Annotated in this window: 14 protein-coding genes and 1 riboswitch; of the genes, 9 read left to right on the forward strand and 5 right to left on the reverse strand. The window is 73.0% G+C overall.

Annotation, left to right across the window (positions count from 1 at the left end; genetic code table 11):
* Positions 1-17: 17 nt before the first annotated feature.
* The 3 genes from trmB to AC6CQV_RS03000 all read left to right on the forward strand — a co-directional run bounded on the left by trmB (position 18) and on the right by AC6CQV_RS03000 (position 2,048).
* Positions 18-770, forward strand: coding sequence for a tRNA (guanosine(46)-N7)-methyltransferase TrmB (gene trmB / locus AC6CQV_RS02990; RefSeq protein ID WP_498260223.1), 753 nt, complete (start codon positions 18-20; stop codon positions 768-770).
* On the forward strand, positions 767-1,627 hold the full coding sequence (locus tag AC6CQV_RS02995; RefSeq protein ID WP_498260224.1) for a CPBP family intramembrane glutamic endopeptidase: 861 nt from the start codon (positions 767-769) through the stop codon (positions 1,625-1,627). Before trmB ends, AC6CQV_RS02995 begins: the two co-directional genes overlap by 4 nt.
* Before the next feature lie 23 nt (positions 1,628-1,650).
* A riboswitch (guanidine-III (ykkC-III) riboswitch) is annotated at positions 1,651-1,717 on the forward strand.
* 10 nt (positions 1,718-1,727) lie between these two features.
* Positions 1,728-2,048, forward strand: a complete 321-nt coding sequence (locus AC6CQV_RS03000) for a DMT family transporter (RefSeq protein WP_101306654.1) — start codon at positions 1,728-1,730, stop codon at positions 2,046-2,048.
* A gap of 11 nt (positions 2,049-2,059) precedes the next feature.
* On the opposite strand, the gene AC6CQV_RS03005 is transcribed toward AC6CQV_RS03000, so the two are convergent.
* Together AC6CQV_RS03005 and AC6CQV_RS03010 are read right to left on the reverse strand one after the other, a co-directional pair.
* Positions 2,060-4,171, reverse strand: coding sequence for a bifunctional lysylphosphatidylglycerol flippase/synthetase MprF (locus AC6CQV_RS03005; RefSeq protein WP_498260225.1), 2,112 nt, complete (start codon positions 4,169-4,171; stop codon positions 2,060-2,062).
* 75 nt (positions 4,172-4,246) lie between these two features.
* Positions 4,247-4,492 (reverse strand): hypothetical protein, encoded by a 246-nt coding sequence (locus AC6CQV_RS03010; protein WP_498260226.1) that lies wholly within the window; start codon positions 4,490-4,492, stop codon positions 4,247-4,249.
* Between the two features lie 234 nt (positions 4,493-4,726).
* Here AC6CQV_RS03010 and AC6CQV_RS03015 point away from each other — a divergent pair, with 234 nt between their 5' ends.
* Positions 4,727-5,128 carry an arsenate reductase ArsC gene (locus AC6CQV_RS03015; protein WP_060960872.1) on the forward strand — a complete coding sequence of 134 codons (402 nt, stop codon included), beginning with the start codon at positions 4,727-4,729 and terminating at the stop codon, positions 5,126-5,128.
* A 94-nt stretch (positions 5,129-5,222) separates the two neighbouring features.
* Positions 5,223-6,077 (forward strand): sulfurtransferase, encoded by an 855-nt coding sequence (locus tag AC6CQV_RS03020; protein WP_060960871.1) that lies wholly within the window; start codon positions 5,223-5,225, stop codon positions 6,075-6,077.
* A 9-nt stretch (positions 6,078-6,086) separates the two neighbouring features.
* Here AC6CQV_RS03020 and AC6CQV_RS03025 read toward each other — a convergent pair whose 3' ends face one another.
* From AC6CQV_RS03025 to AC6CQV_RS03035, 3 genes are all read right to left on the reverse strand, one after another.
* On the reverse strand, positions 6,087-7,109 hold the full coding sequence (locus tag AC6CQV_RS03025) for an LLM class flavin-dependent oxidoreductase (RefSeq protein ID WP_060960870.1): 1,023 nt from the start codon (positions 7,107-7,109) through the stop codon (positions 6,087-6,089).
* Positions 7,110-7,180: 71 nt separating this feature from the next.
* Complete coding sequence (locus AC6CQV_RS03030) at positions 7,181-7,888, reverse strand: GNAT family N-acetyltransferase (protein ID WP_061782538.1); 708 nt, start codon at positions 7,886-7,888, stop codon at positions 7,181-7,183.
* A gap of 77 nt (positions 7,889-7,965) precedes the next feature.
* Positions 7,966-9,168: a trans-sulfuration enzyme family protein gene (locus AC6CQV_RS03035; RefSeq protein ID WP_498260227.1), complete on the reverse strand. Its 1,203-nt coding sequence runs from the start codon at positions 9,166-9,168 to the stop codon at positions 7,966-7,968.
* Positions 9,169-9,302: 134 nt separating this feature from the next.
* On the opposite strand from AC6CQV_RS03035, the gene AC6CQV_RS03040 reads away from it, so the two are divergent.
* The 4 genes from AC6CQV_RS03040 to AC6CQV_RS03055 are packed head-to-tail and all read left to right on the forward strand — an operon-like array spanning position 9,303 to position 14,681.
* Positions 9,303-10,508 (forward strand): LLM class flavin-dependent oxidoreductase, encoded by a 1,206-nt coding sequence (locus tag AC6CQV_RS03040; protein ID WP_101307259.1) that lies wholly within the window; start codon positions 9,303-9,305, stop codon positions 10,506-10,508.
* Complete coding sequence (locus tag AC6CQV_RS03045; RefSeq protein WP_498260228.1) at positions 10,505-11,866, forward strand: NtaA/DmoA family FMN-dependent monooxygenase; 1,362 nt, start codon at positions 10,505-10,507, stop codon at positions 11,864-11,866. The genes AC6CQV_RS03040 and AC6CQV_RS03045 overlap by 4 nt, the downstream gene beginning before the upstream one ends.
* Positions 11,863-13,788, forward strand: coding sequence for an FAD/NAD(P)-binding protein (locus AC6CQV_RS03050; protein ID WP_498260229.1), 1,926 nt, complete (start codon positions 11,863-11,865; stop codon positions 13,786-13,788). The genes AC6CQV_RS03045 and AC6CQV_RS03050 overlap by 4 nt, the downstream gene beginning before the upstream one ends.
* A gap of 35 nt (positions 13,789-13,823) precedes the next feature.
* Positions 13,824-14,681 carry a DUF1684 domain-containing protein gene (locus tag AC6CQV_RS03055; protein ID WP_498260230.1) on the forward strand — a complete coding sequence of 286 codons (858 nt, stop codon included), beginning with the start codon at positions 13,824-13,826 and terminating at the stop codon, positions 14,679-14,681.
* The last annotated feature ends 4 nt before the right edge of the window (positions 14,682-14,685 follow it).

The raw sequence follows: 14,685 nt of genomic DNA on the forward strand, positions 1-14,685 counted from the left end.
GCCGGTACCCTGGTCGGATGCCGCACGAGACCGAACCCGCCCCGCGCTACCGCGACAAGCCCGTCTCGTTCGTGCGGCGCAGCGGCCGGATGAGCGACGCGCAGGAGCGGGCGTGGGCGGAGCTGTCGCCGCGGTACGTGATCGAGGTGCAGCGGGATGCCGCGGCCACCAGCATCCTGCCGGGGACGACGATGGCGCCCGCCGAGGTCTACGGGCGCACCGCGCCGCTGATCGTCGAGATCGGCTCCGGCCAGGGCCACGCGATCGTGCGCGCCGCGGCGCAGACGCCGGACACCGACTTCCTGGCGGTCGAGGTGTTCCGCGCGGGCCTGGCCCGGACGATGCTCGACGCCGACCGCGACGGTGTGCGCAATCTGCGGTTGGTCGAGGCGAACGCGCCCGAGGTCCTCGAGCACCTCCTGCCCGAGGCGAGCGTCGACGAGCTCTGGATCTTCTTCCCCGACCCGTGGCACAAGGCGAAGCACAACAAGCGGCGGCTCGTCGCCCCCGCCTTCCCGCCGCTCGCGGCGCGGGCGCTGCGCGACGGCGGGATGCTGCGGCTGGCGACCGACTGGGAGGACTACGCCCTGCAGATGCGCGCCGTGCTGGGCTCTGCGTCGGAGTTCGCTGCGGCGTTCGAGGGGGAGTGGGCACCGCGCTTCGACGGACGGGTCATGACCGCCTTCGAGCGCAAGGGGCTCGCCAAGGGGCGCGAGATCCGCGACCTCGCCTACCGTCGCGCGGCGCGCGGCCCCTCCGACGCGGCATGATCTCGACGGCGGCCTCGGACGCGTCCTCCCCCCGGTGGGGTACGGCCGTCGGCCCCGCCCTGATCGTCTGCCTGGCCGCGCCCGCGTTCTTCGTGCTGCTGCAGCCCCTGATCGGCGTGGGGCTCCTCGCCCTCGGGGTGGGCGCCGCGATCGCGCGGGAACGGGGCCGGGTCGCCGCATCCGCACCCTCGCTCGCCCGCGACCTCTCGCTCATCGCGCTGGGCATGCTCGTCGTGAGCGCGATCTCGCTCGAGGCGAAGCTCGACGACCTCTCCATGATCCGCTTCACCCTCGCGCTCGGCAGCGCCGTCGCGGTGCCGTACGCCGTCTCACGGTGGGTGTACCGCGACCGGGCCATCCGGTTCCCCTGGCGCGGCGGCGGGCGTTGGAAGAGCTGGCAGTGGGCCTGGCTCGTCGCCGTGCTCGTGCTCGGATGGGCCCTCCTGCCGTTCTACTTCATCAGCTCCGGCGTGTACCGCAACTGGCCCGTGGTCGACTCGCCGGAGCTCATCGCCCGGCTGTTCGTCGGGGTCGGCGCGGTCGGCATCTGGGACGAGTTGTTCTTCATCTGCACCGTGTTCGTGCTGTTGCGCCGCCACCTGCCCGACGTCGCCGCGAACCTCCTGCAGGCCGTCGTCTTCGTCTCCTTCCTCTGGGAGCTCGGCTACCGGGCATGGGGTCCCGTGCTCACGATCCCGTTCGCTCTGCTGCAGGCGGTGATCTTCCTCAAGACGCACTCACTCGGCTACGTCGTGACGGTGCACCTGCTGTTCGACGCCGTCGTCTTCGCCGTCCTGGTGCACGCCCACAACCCCGGACTGCTCGACGGGATCTTCCTGCTCGTGCCCGGCTCCTGATCAGCCGGCGACGCTATCCTCGTACCCGGACCCCGACAGGGTCTCCGGACGAGGGATCCCAGTACCCGGTGAGCGACAAGACTGGCCGAAAGGTCTCGTCATGTCCTGGCTCGTCCTCATCGTCTCCGGCATCCTCGAAGCCGTCTGGGCCACCGCCCTCGGCAAATCGGAGGGCTTCAGCCGGCCCGCTCCCACGATCGTCTTCGCCGTGGCGCTCGTCGCCAGCATGGGCGGACTCGCGTGGGCGATGCGCGACATCTCCACCGGCACGGCCTACGCCGTGTGGGTCGGCATCGGCGCCGCGCTCACCGTCGCGTACGCGATGATCACCGGCGACGAGCAGTTCTCGCTCGTACGGATGCTGCTCATCGTGGGACTGGTCGGATGCGTCGTCGGCCTGAAACTCGTCGGCCACGACTGACCGCCGCGCGCTCAGCGCTCCCCGCGCAGCAGCTCCAGACCGGCGCTGGCGAACTGGCGCGTCGTCGCGGACGGCAGGAAGGCCCGGGTCAGTCCGGCGCCGATCCGCGGCAGGTCGGCCTCGTCGCGGAACAGCAGGTACATCGTCTCGTACCGCGGGTGGAACTTCTGCTTGAAGCGGTGGAGCGACTGGAAGCCGTAGACGGGCTCCAGCGCGTCCGACAGGCGCGTGCTCAGCGCCGACAGCCCCTGCGCCTCGGGCGGGTACTCGTGCGCGAGGGGGGCGCCGGACAGGGACATGATCTCGGCGCCTTCGTCGCGGAACGCCGCGGCGGAGCTGCCGATCAGGTACTCCATGACGGGGCCGAACCCGTGCTCCCGGCGACGCATCAGATCGAGCGTCCATCCCCGGATGCCGCTCTCGCCGTACACCGGCATCCACGACAGGAACCCGTGCACGTCCCCGCGCGGGTCCAGTGCGAGGGCGATGCGCACCTCGGGGTCGTCGGCCTCGGCGAGCGTGCCGAGCGTGAAGCGCATCTCCGGGAGCTGCTTCTCGCCGACCCACTGGTTCGAGATCGCCTGCAGCTGCGTGCGCACACCCCACGACTCGTCGCGGAGGCGGGTGAGGCGGAAGGTCATGTCCTCGCGACCGGCCCGGTTGAGCGTCGTGCGGACGGAGTTCCACCGCTTTCCGGTGTAGGCCAGGCCCGGGAGATCGACGATGGTGTCGTCGGCGACGACGAGCGAGCGCCACGTCGGGGGCACGGCCTCGAGCGTCGATGCGCCGGCGCTGAAGAAGCACGGTGCCAGGCCCGCCTGCTCGGCCGCCGCGATGAACTCCGCGACCGAGGAGGCGCGTCCCTCTTCCGGTCCGAGCGGATCGGCCAGCGCGATGGCTGCGCCCGCCCGGATCTGATAGGTCACGATGCCGGTGCTGGTGCCGAGGTAGCTGTTGCCCTCCCAGGTCGTCATCCACGAGAGCGTCCCGCCGCCGTGGGTGCGGATGAGGTCGGCGGCATCGCGGGCGGTCGGCTCCGCCCCTCGTGCCCCGAGCGCCGTGCGCGGAGCGCCGGCGAACGCGCCGCGCACGAGCACGAGGTACACCAGCAGCACGAGGGCGATGAGTCCGCTCCCGATCTCGATGGCCGTCTCGCCGTCGATGGGCACGCCCAGGTCGAAGTGGACGTCGAGGGTGACGACGGCGGCGAGGAGCGTCGCCGAGAGGATGTTGAGCGACAGCAGCACGAGTGCGCAGATCCACGCCCAGCGACGCGCGCGGTGCAGGCCCTGCGCGATCACGAGGACGACGACGACGTCGATGACCGTCGTGATCCACGAGCTGGAGAGCGGATCGGTGCTGCCGAACGGGCCGTAGGTCGGGATGATCGTCAGGATCACCTCGATGCCCACGAACGACACCATGCCGATGAACGCGATGAGCCGCTGCTCCCGCAGCGTCGCACGGCGGGGCCGCAGCGTGCGGTCGAAGAGGAGGACGGCCACGACCGCGAGGAGGTGTGAGAGGTCCGCCACGGTTCCGAGCACGAGCACGCCGACGATCACGACGGCGATGAGCACGAGCCAGCCGCGCAGGCGCCACGGCGACGCCAGGAGGCCCATGACCGCGGCGATGCAGGCGAACGTGCCGCCGCTGGCGCCGACGTCGAGCGTGGTCGCGGTCTCCTGCACCCACTCCCACCCGGAGAAGACGCTGAGCGCGGCCAGGAGCAGCGCCGTGGCGAGGACGGCGACGATCTGACCGATCCAGAAGTAGGCGAGGGCGACGCGCGTGCCGCGGGCGTATTCGAGGACGCCCATCCCGATGAAGCCGAGGATGGTCGGGACGAAGAGCCACGGCTCGGCGACGAAGAAGGTGCCCGTCAGCGGCGTCCACCAGCGACCGGCCTGCAGGGCGGGCAGTCCGTAGGCCCACACGTCCATGCCGGCGCTCTCGTCGAAGGGCTCCCAGAGGCCCTGCGACAGCACGCCCACGACGAGGATCGCCACGACCGTGAGCAGGGTGGCGGGCAGATGACGCATGAGCCGGACGACGGCGTGCGTGCGCGCGGATGCCGCGGCGGCCGCCGGAGCGGGGGAGGCGGCGGGGGCTGTCTCCGTCATGCCTTCACCGTACCGGGAGCTGCCCCACGCCGCCGTGAACCCACGTCGACGCATCGCGCACCGGGGCGGTCGCGCTCAAAAGCGTGCCAGCAGCGCCGGGCCGAAGACCACCAGCGCCGCCACGGGCACCACGAGCAGGCCCATCGCGGCCACGCCGATCGCGATCATGCTGCCGAGGATCGACAGCACGGCGGCGCCGACGGACGTCGCCGCCCCGCGGTCGGACAGCGCGATCCGCGTGTTCCGCGGCACGCGCGCGGTCCGCGACGACGACGTCGCGGGAGGGGAGGCCGGAGCGAGGACGAGGGTCGAGGTGGTCATGGTCTCGACGCTACGGACGGCGCGGGAGCCGCACATCGGACGGCGGATGCACCGGCATCCGCCGGGAGGATGATCTTCGCCGGCCGATCGGGGCACGGCGCCCACACGAGCCGGCGACGCCCGTGTTGACATCCGTCGACGCATCGGGGATCCTCTGGTGCGGACCATTCGGCGGCGGCGGCGAGCACCGTCGCACCGCCCGCGTCCCACACCGTCGCCCGACACGGAGGAACAATGTCCGCCACCGCTCCCGCCGTGCTCTTCGTCTGCGTGCACAACGCCGGTCGTTCGCAGATGGCCGCCGGCTACCTCCGCGCCCTCGCCGGGGATCGCATCGACGTCTTCTCCGCCGGGAGCGAACCCGGCGACGCCGTCAACCCGGCAGCCGTCGCCGTCATGGCCGAGGAGGGGATCGACCTGTCGACCGCGACGCCGCAGATCCTCACGACGGATGCCGTGCGGCAGGCCGACGTCGTCATCACGATGGGTTGCGGCGACGCGTGCCCCATCTTCCCGGGCAAGCGCTACGAGGACTGGGAGCTCACCGACCCGGCCGGTCAGCCGGTCGAGGTGGTGCGCGGCATCCGCGACGACATCAGGGCGCGCGTCGAGGGGCTCATCGCCAGCCTGGTGTGACACCGCGGGCGTCAATGCGACGCCGTCTTTCGTCCTGTTGCGATTGGTTTCGACCTCGTTTCCGCTCGACGGCTCGCGGGGAGAGCCTGGGGAGATGCCGCATCTCATCGACGTCGACGGACTGAGCGCGGCGCTCGCCGACGCGAGACCCGTGAGGCTGCTCGACGTGCGCTGGCGACTGGACGTGCCGGAGGGTCGGCCCGCCTACCTCGCGGCTCACCTGCCGGATGCCGTGTACGTCGACCTCGAGCGGGATCTCGCCCGACGCGGCCACCCGGAGGAAGGACGCCTGCCGCTTCCGCACGCGGAGGACATCGAGCGCGCGGCCCGCCGGTGGGGGATCGACGACGGCGACCTCGTGGTCGCGTACGACGACAACGACTCCGTGGCGGCGGCGCGCGCGTGGTGGCTGCTGCGCGACCGGGGCATCGACATCCGCGTTCTCGACGGAGGGATCCGCGCCTGGGTCGCCCGGGGCCTGCCGGTCAGCGCGGGCGACCACGTGGCCGAGCCCGGCGGCGTCACCCTGACGGGGCGCGGCCCCCGCGTCGTCGGCATCGACGATGCGGCGCGCGCGCCCGTGGACGGCGTCCTGATCGATGTGCGGGCGCCGGCACACTATCGCGGCACCGCGGCGGGGGCCGATCCGGCGGCGGGCCACATCCCCGGCGCCGTCAACCTGCCCACCACGACGTTCATCCGCGACGGCGGAGCGCTGCACGACGCCGCCGAGGTGCGGTCGATCCTGTGGGCGCATGGCATCGATCCGGACGGCGAGGTCGTGCTGTACTGCGGGACGGGCGTCGCCTCGGCCCACTCCGCGCTCGCGCTGGCGACGGCGGGCATCGACGCCGCCGTCTACGCCGGCTCGTGGAGCCAGTGGGCGCGTGATCGGCGCCGGCCCGTCGCCGTCGGACCGACGCCCGGAGACGCCTTCCGCGGCTGGTGACGGCGGCGATCACACCGTGGCGTCCGCCGCCGGCTCCCAGCCCAGGAGCGGGGCGAGCACGCCGGCGATATCCTCGAGGATCTGGACGTAGTCCGCCTCGCGGAAGCTGAACGGCAGTGCGAAGGCCACCTCGTCGACCTCGGCGAAGGCCCGGCTTTGCGTCAGCGTCTGGGCGATCTCCTCCGAGGTGCCGACGATGTCGGCCGCGAACAGCATCCGCTTGGGGCCGTGCGGCACGCCCACGCGGTGCGCGCGCGACGCCGCGTACGCGCGGTACCGCTCGCGCTGATCCGCCGTCGCGGTGTCGGTGGGGATGACGACCAGGCCCTGCGAGACGCGGGCGCGCTCGCCGTCGGGATGATGCTCGCGGAAGAGGCGGATCTGGGCGTGCTGCTCGCGGTCGAAGTCGGTGGTCTCCCGCGACTGGATCACGCTGCTGGTGAGCAGATGGAACCCGTTCTCGGCCGCCCACCGTGTGGACTCGGGACTGCCCGCGCCGTACCAGAGGCGCTGCGCGAGCGTCGCGGAGTGCGGTTCGATGCGCTCCGAGTACTCCTCGATGCCTTCCACGCCGGCGAAGGCGCTCACCGCGTCGCCGGCGAGGTACCGCCGCAGGCGCGCCAGCCTCTCGTAGCCGAACCGCTCGTGGGCGGCGGTGTCGGGGTAGAGCGCCTCGGCGATCTCATCGAAGCGGCGCGGCGGACCGACCGAGAATCCGGGCTCCAGCCGGCCGCCGGAGAGGACGTCGACGGTCGCCAGGTCCTCGGCCAGACGGAAGGGGTTCTCGAACCCGAGCGGGATGACGGCGGTGCCGAGGCGGATGCGGCGGGTGCGCTGCGACGCGGCCGCCAGGACGGCGACCGGCGACGAGATGCCGTACTGGAGGTGGCGATCGCGCAGCCAGGCGCTGTCGAAGCCGAGCCGCTCGGCCCGCTCGATGATCGCGAGGGTCGCCTCATGTCCGGGTCGGGGGTCGGCGCGGTCGAAGAGGCCAATGGTGAGGAAGCCGAGCGCACGTAGGGGACGGGTCACGCCTCCACGCTAGGCGCGCCGCCGCGTCGGATCGCCCGGCTCGTGTCACGCGGCGTCACGCGGCGCGGCGGTCAGAGGGGTGCGCGCACGGAGCTGAACCGCGTGCGTCGCCGCAACGCGAAGCCGAGCCTCTCGTACGCGGCGATGGCACCCGTGTTCGACGCCGCGGCGTGCAGGAGGGCGCGGTCGCCGCGCTGCTGGATGTGGAACGCGACGTCGAGCACGAGACGGGACGCCAACCCCTGTCGGCGATGGTCGTCGTCGACGGCGACGGCGCTGATCTCCGTCCACCCCTGCGGGTGCAGGCGCTCGCCGGCCATCGCGACCAGGCGGTCGCCGCGGCGGATGCCGATGTAGCGACCGAGCTCGTGGGTGCGGGGGCGGAACGGACCGGGCTGATTGCGCTCCACGAGCGCGAGCATCTCGGGCACGTCGTCGGCGCCCAGGAGCACCGCCTCGTCGTCGGGGCGCGGCGACAGCGCCGCCGTCTCGACCAGCTGCACCCCGTCGCCGCCGCCGAGCAGCGCCCATCCGGGCGGGAGCTCGCCGTCGAAGCCGGACAGCCCGAACGCCTCACCCGGCGAGAGGATGCCGCGCAACGCGTCCCAGACGCCCGGCTCGTCCCACGATCGCACCGCCACGAACGGCGCGACGTCCTCCGGATACCGGCGGGCGAGGTCGTCGCCGATCGCGAACGTCGCATGGGGGCCGGCAAGGGAGGACCAGGCGGCGTTGTCCAGCGCGATCTCGCTGGCGGCCGTGGCGGGCGATGCGGTCATCCGTCCACTGTCGGCGTCCGCGATGCGACACGCAAACGCGTCCGACACGTCGGGCAACACGTGCGCGTCGGAGGGCCTCATGCGAACGTGTCGTCGAGCGCGGCGAGGAGGTCGGCCTCCAGGTCGCGGGCGTCCTCGAGCCCCACCGAGAAACGCAGATGACCGTAGCGGCGGAACGGTTCCGGGTACGCGAGGGTCCGCGGGCCGCCCGTGCCGATGTGGACGATGAGGGACTCGTCGTGCCCCAGGGAGACGGCCGAGGTGATGACGCGAAGGTGCGAGACGAACCGGTTCTGCACCTCGGGACCCCCGTCGACGGCGAACGCCATGACGGCGCCGAACCCGCGCCCGCCGAACTGACGTCGCGCGATCTCGTGCTGCGGGTGGCTCTCCAGCCCCGGATAGGCGACGAAGGCGATGCGCGGATCGGCGTCCAGCACGCGGGCGAGCCGCTGCGCCGTCTCCAGGTGACGGGGCAGACGCAGCGGCAGCGTCACCGACCCGCGCTGGATGAGCCACGCGTTGAAGGGCGAGATGACGCCGCCGACGTCGACCATCGCGTCCGCCTTGATCTGCTGGATGAGCTCCCGACGGCCGATGACCGCACCGCCCATCGCATCGCCGTGGCCGTTGATGAACTTCGTCAGCGAGTGGACGACCAGATCGGCCCCGTCGGCGAGCGGCCGGTAGAGGGGCGGCGGCGTGAAGGTGGAGTCGACCGACAGCAACGCGCCCGCGGCGTGCGCGATGCGCGCGACGGCGGCGATGTCGGTCACCTTCGTCGTGGGGTTGCCGATCGTCTCGACGTGGATCAGCCGCGTTTCGGGGCGGATGGCGTTCTCGACGGCGGCGGGATCGGCGGCATCCACGAACGTCGCGTCGATGCCGTACTTCTCCGGGAGCAGCTGCGCGAACAGCCGCCAGCTGGCCTCGTAGGTGACGTCGGCGACGACGACATGGTCGCCGGTGCGCAGGAACGTGAAGAAGACCGCGTGCAGCGCCGCGACGCCGGATGCCAGGGCCACGGCATCCTCGCCCTCTTCCAGTGCCGCGAGCTTCTCCTGGAGCGCGAGCTGGTTGACGCCCGAGTTCCGGGTGTACAGCGGCACGTCGGTGCCCGACCAGTCGAGGGCGGACGGGTCCTCGGGCAGCGCGTAGGAGTTGGCCATCACCACCGGCGTCCGGATCGCGCCGGAAGCCGGGTCGACCCGGTTGCCGGCGTGCACCGCCCGCGTGTCGAGATGGGTCGTGGGGGCGTCGTGCCGATCGGGACGGGTCATGCCCCGAGCCTAGGCCGGTGACCGCACCCGTCTCACGACGAACCCACGGGGAAGATGACGCCGCGTGTCGAGGTGCGTCGTCCTGTGTCGTCGCCGGTTGAGAGATCGTGTGGGGCCGACGCACAGTGGCCGACATGACAGCCCCGGTTCATCTCGCCCTCGCCCTCGACCGGGCCGGGTGGCACCCCGCCGCCTGGCGCGACGCCTCCGCCGCCCCACACGACCTGCAGAGCCCGCACTACTGGCGGCGCCTCGTGGCGAGCGCCGACCGCGCGGGTCTCGTGCTCGCCACGATCGAAGACGCCCTCAGCTTCACCGACCGCTTCGAGGACGCGCAGCACCCGGCATCGGATCGGGTCCGCGGCCGCCTCGACGCCGTCCTCGTCGCGTCGTACGTCGCTCCCCTCACGCAGCGGATCGGGCTCGTACCGACGGTCACGACCGCGCACCCCGAGCCGTTCCACGTCGCCACCGGCATCCAGACGCTGGACTTCGCGAGCCGTGGCCGCGCGGGCGTCCGCCTCGTCGCGGGCGCGTCGCCCGCCGAGCGCGCGAACTTCGGACGTCGTCCGGACGGGCCGGGACGGCTCCCGGCGTCCGGACGGGTCGAGGACGCGCCCGAGCTGGTGGCCGCCTTCCGCGAGGCGGGCGAGTTCGCCGAGGTGCTGACACGACTGTGGGACTCGTGGGACGACGACGCCATCGTCCGCGACACGGCCGCGGGCCTCTTCCTCGACCCCGATCGTGTGCACCCCGCGCGGTTCGAGGGCGAGTTCTTCTCCGTCGAGGGGGCGTCGATCGTGCCGCGCTCGCCGCAGGGGCGTCCGCTGATCACGGTGCTCGCGCACCAGACGGTGCCGTTCCGACTGGCCGCCGAGCAGGCCGACGTCGTCTTCGTCACACCGCACGACGAGGCGTCGGCCACGGGGATCCTGGCCGAGCTCGATCAGGCCGTCGCCGCGCACCGACGCGGGCGGGAGCGCCTCCGGGTGTTCGCCGATCTGGTCGTGCTGATCGAGGAGACCCCGGCCGCGGCGCGCGCCGCCGCCGCGCGTCTGGACGATCTCGCCGGCTCCGCGTTCGCCTCCGATGCGCGCATCGTCATCGGCACCCCGCTCGAGGTCGTGGACGAGATCCGCGCGCTGGCGGCGACCGGCGTCGACGGCGTGCGCCTGCGACCCGCTCGTCAGCCGCGCGACGTCGTCGCCGTCGCGGAGCGCGTGGTCCCGTTGCTCGACGCGTTCGGCGGCCTCGTCCGCGACGACCGCGTCAGCCTGCGCGGCCGTCTCGGTCTGGCACGACCGACCACCACCCCCACCCGAGAGAAGGCCTTCGCATGAGCCGTCGTCAGATCCATCTCGCCGCCCACTTCCCGGGCGTCAACAACACGACGGTGTGGAACGACCCGCATTCGGGCAGCCAGCTCGACTTCTCCTCCTTCGAGTACTTCGGTCGCACGGCCGAGAAGGGGCTGTTCGACTACGTCTTCCTCGCGGAGGGGCTGCGCCTGCGCGAGCATCGCGGTCGCATCCACGGACGCGACGTCGTCGGCCGGCCCAACACCCTGTCGGTGCTCGCGGCGCTCGCCGCCGTCACGGATCACGTCGGGCTCGTCGGCACGCTCAACACCACGTTCAACGAGCCGTACGAGCTGGCGCGGGAGCTCGCCACCCTCGATTGGCTCTCCGCCGGACGCGCCGGGTGGAACGCCGTGACGAGCTCGGATGCGTTCCACGGCGCGAACTTCCGCCGCGGCGGCTTCCTCGACCACGCCGATCGCTACACGCGCGCCGCCGAGTTCGCGGAGCTCGCGAAGAAGCTCTGGGACTCGTGGTCGGAGGGCGACGTCGTCGCGGATGCCGCCGCGGGGGAGTACCTGCGTGCGGGCGCACCCGCACGGGTGCGTCACAGCGGCGCCCAGTTCGACGTCGACGCGGTCTTCGACGTGCCGCGCTCCCCGCAGGGGCGGCCGGTGATCGTGCAGGCGGGCGACTCCGCCGACGGCCGCGACTTCGGGGCCGCCCACGCCGAGGTGATCTTCTCGTTGCACACCGAGTTCGACGACGCGCGGACCTTCTACGACGACGTCAAGGGCCGCCTGGCCGCCGGGGGCCGCGACGAGGAGTCGCTGAAGATCCTCCCCGCCGCCAGCTTCGTGATCGGCGACACCGCCGAGGAGGCCGAGGAGCGCTCGCGGGAGATCGCCCGCCAGCAGGTGCGCCCCGAGGTCGCCCTGACCTACGTCGAACAGGTGTGGGGGCGCGACCTCAGCGGCTACGACCCGGACGGTCCGCTCCCCGAGATCGATCCGGACACGGGCGCCGAGTCGGACCACGGGTGGGCGAACCGTCACGCCGCGGTGCGGCGGCGCATCGCCTCGCTGCGCGAACTCAGCGAGAGCGAGAACCTCAGCATCCGCGAGGTCGTCATCCGCCTCACCGCGCGGCACACCTTCGTCGGGACGCCGGCGCACATCGCCGCCGAGATCGACCGCTACGTGCAGGGGCGCGCGACCGACGGCTTCACGATCGTCGGTCACCTCACCCCGCACGGTCTCGACGAGTTCGCCGACCGGGTGGTGCCCCTGCTGCAGGAGCGCGGCTCGTACCGTCAGGCGTACGAGGACGGCGCGACCCTCCGCGACCTGTTGGGGCTTCCCGCCGTGCGTCCCCTCGACGCGAGCGTCGCCGTTCGATGACCTCGCGCCTGGTCATCGTCGGGGGCGGTCCCCGGGCGATCATGCTGCTGGAGCGGATCGTCGCGCGCTCCGACGCCGCCTCCGATCTGAGGATCGATCTCGTCGACCCCCATCCGCTCGGGGCGGGGCGCATCTGGCGGCGCGCGCAGTCGCCGCTGCTGAAGCTCAACTCGATGGCACAGGACGTCACGGTGTTCACCGACGAGACCTGTTCCATCGAGGGGCCGGTCGTCGCGGGGCCCTCGCTGATCGAGTGGGCGCAGTCCTGGCGGGAGGGTCTCCTCGCCGACGTCGAGATCGACGACGAGGTCGTGGCCGCCGAGGCCCGGGCCCTGACCGGCGACGCGTTCCCCACCCGGCGGCTGCAGAGCTTCTACCTGGAGTGGTTCGCGCGCCGGGTGGTCGCGGCGGCGCCCGAGGGCGTCGTCATCCGCACGCACGTCGACGAGGTGACCGAGGTGCGTGCCGTCGGCGCGGAGTGGGAGGTCGCCCTCGCCTCGGGCCGGACACTGCCCACGGATGCCGTGGTCTACGCGATCGGCCACGTCGCCTCGGCCCCCGCCGCGGGCAGCCCGACCGCGGTCCTCGCGGACGCCGCGCGACGTGCGGGCCTGGACTACATCCCGCCGGCGTTCACCGCAGACCTCGACCTCGACGGGGTCCCCGCGGCCGCCGACGTCATCGTGCGGGGGCTCGGGCTCGCCGCGGTCGATCTCGTCGTCCTGCTGACGCAGGGGCGCGGGGGGCGGTTCGAGCGCACGGCGGACGGTCTGCGCTACGTCCCCTCCGGCCGCGAGCCCCGACTGCATCTCGGCTCCCGACGGGGGGTCCCCTACCGGTCCAAGGTCTCGTCGCAGCTGCGGGGCGAGGCTCCCCGCCGCGAGGTGCTCACACCGACCGCGATCGCGGCCCTCGCGGCATCCGGCGACGACGGGCGTCTCGTCGACTTCGAGCGCGACGCCTGGCCGCTGATCGCCGGCGAGCTCCTCCACGGTCACTATCGCGAGCTGTTCACGGGGTACCCCGACCGGGTCGCGGGCACGTGGGAGCAGGCGCGGGCGCTGCTGTCGACGCACGCCTGGGACGACCCCGCGCTGCACGCGGCGCTGGCCGCGCTCGTCACCGACCCGCTGGACCGGCTCGACATCGCCGCCCTCGATCGCCCTTTCGCGGGCGCGGTCTTCCGCGACGGCGACGACGCGCACGATGCGGTCGTCGCCCACATCCGCGGCGACCTCCACCTGCGCACCGCGCCCGAGCGCAGCCCCGCGCAGGGGCTCTTCTTCGCGATCCTGCTCTCCTTCCTGGCGCTCAGCGAGATCCCCGCGGAACGGTGGAACGCCCGCTCGCGCGCCGACCTGCTGCCCGTGCGCTGGCACACCTTCTTCAGCTACGTCGCGAGCGGCCCGCCCGCGCACCGTCTCGAGGAGCTGCTCGCGCTCGCCGACGCCGGCATCGTCCGCTTCCTCGGCCCCGACCTCGAGATCGCGATCGACGCGGGCGGCCCCTCCGGGGCGTCGTTCGCGGCATCCAGCCCGTCTCGGCCGGGTGCGACGCGGGCGCGGACCCTCGTCGACGCCTGGCTTCCGCCGAGCGACGCGGCCACCAGCGACAGCGCCGCTCTGCGCCAGCTGGCCACCGTGCACGGCACCGTCCTGCGGGTCGCCGACGGCGAGCGCACGCTCACCATTGGGCGCGTCGTCGTCGACGCGGACGGTAGGGTGCGTCGCGCCGACGGCGCGGTCCACGACGCCCTGTTCGCGATCGGCCCGTTCACCTCGCATCCCGAGGGCGGCGCGTTCACCCGCCCGCGCAGCGACGCGCTGTCGTTCCGGCAGACCGATCGTGTCGCCGGGGCGCTGCTCGCTCGCCTCGCCGGATCGCGCGGAGGCCCGCGGGAGGCCGCCGCTGTCCCCGCCTGAGTCCCACCCCACCCCCATCCCCACGAGGAGAGAACATGACCAGCACGATCACCGCGGACGTCGAGCGGGCGCGGTTCGCCCACGAGTGGGAGACATGGCACCTCGCCCACGAGGAGCGACGCAACAGTCCGCTGGGCTTCCACGCGATCACCGGGCTGGCCTGGCTCTCGGCCGACCCGGTGCGCCTGGAGGGCGCGCCGGGGGCGTGGAGCGTCGGAGTGGACGGCGCCGTCGTCGACCTGGCCGCGGGTGAGACCCTGACCCTGGACGGCGTCGCCATCGGCGGGCGCCACGTCTTCGGGACGCTGCCCGAGCGCGCCTCCGTGCTCCTGGGCTTCACCGACGGTGACGTCGAGGGCGCGATCGAACTCGCCCGCCGCGGGGGCCACACGATCGTGCGTCCCCGGCGCGCCGACCACCCGTTCCTGGTCGCGTATCCGGGGACGCCCGCCTACCTCCCCGACGCGCGGTGGCGCGTGCCCGCCCGCTTCGTGCCGTTCGAGACCCCACGCCCGACCGAGGTGGGCTCGGCCGTCGACGGTCTCACCCACGTCTACGACGCGCCCGGCCGCCTCGAGTTCGCCTGGGAGGGGGAGACGCTCGCGCTCACCGCCTTCCCCGGTCACGGCGGCGGCCTCCTCGTGCTGTTCACCGATGAGACGAGCGGGCGCACGACCTACGCGGCGAACCGCTCGGTCGCGGTGGACGCCCCCGATGCGGACGGCTGGACGGCGATCGACTTCACCCGCGCGACGAACCTGCCGTGCGCGTACACCGACTTCGCGACGTGCCCGTTGCCGCCGAGTGAGAACCGGCTGCCGATCGCGGTCGAGGCGGGCGAGAAGACCCCCGTCTCGCGCGTGCACGGCGAGACGGCGCCGGTGCCGGCCTGAGCGG

The sequence above is a fragment of the Microbacterium sp. EG9 genome (assembly GCF_059759475.1).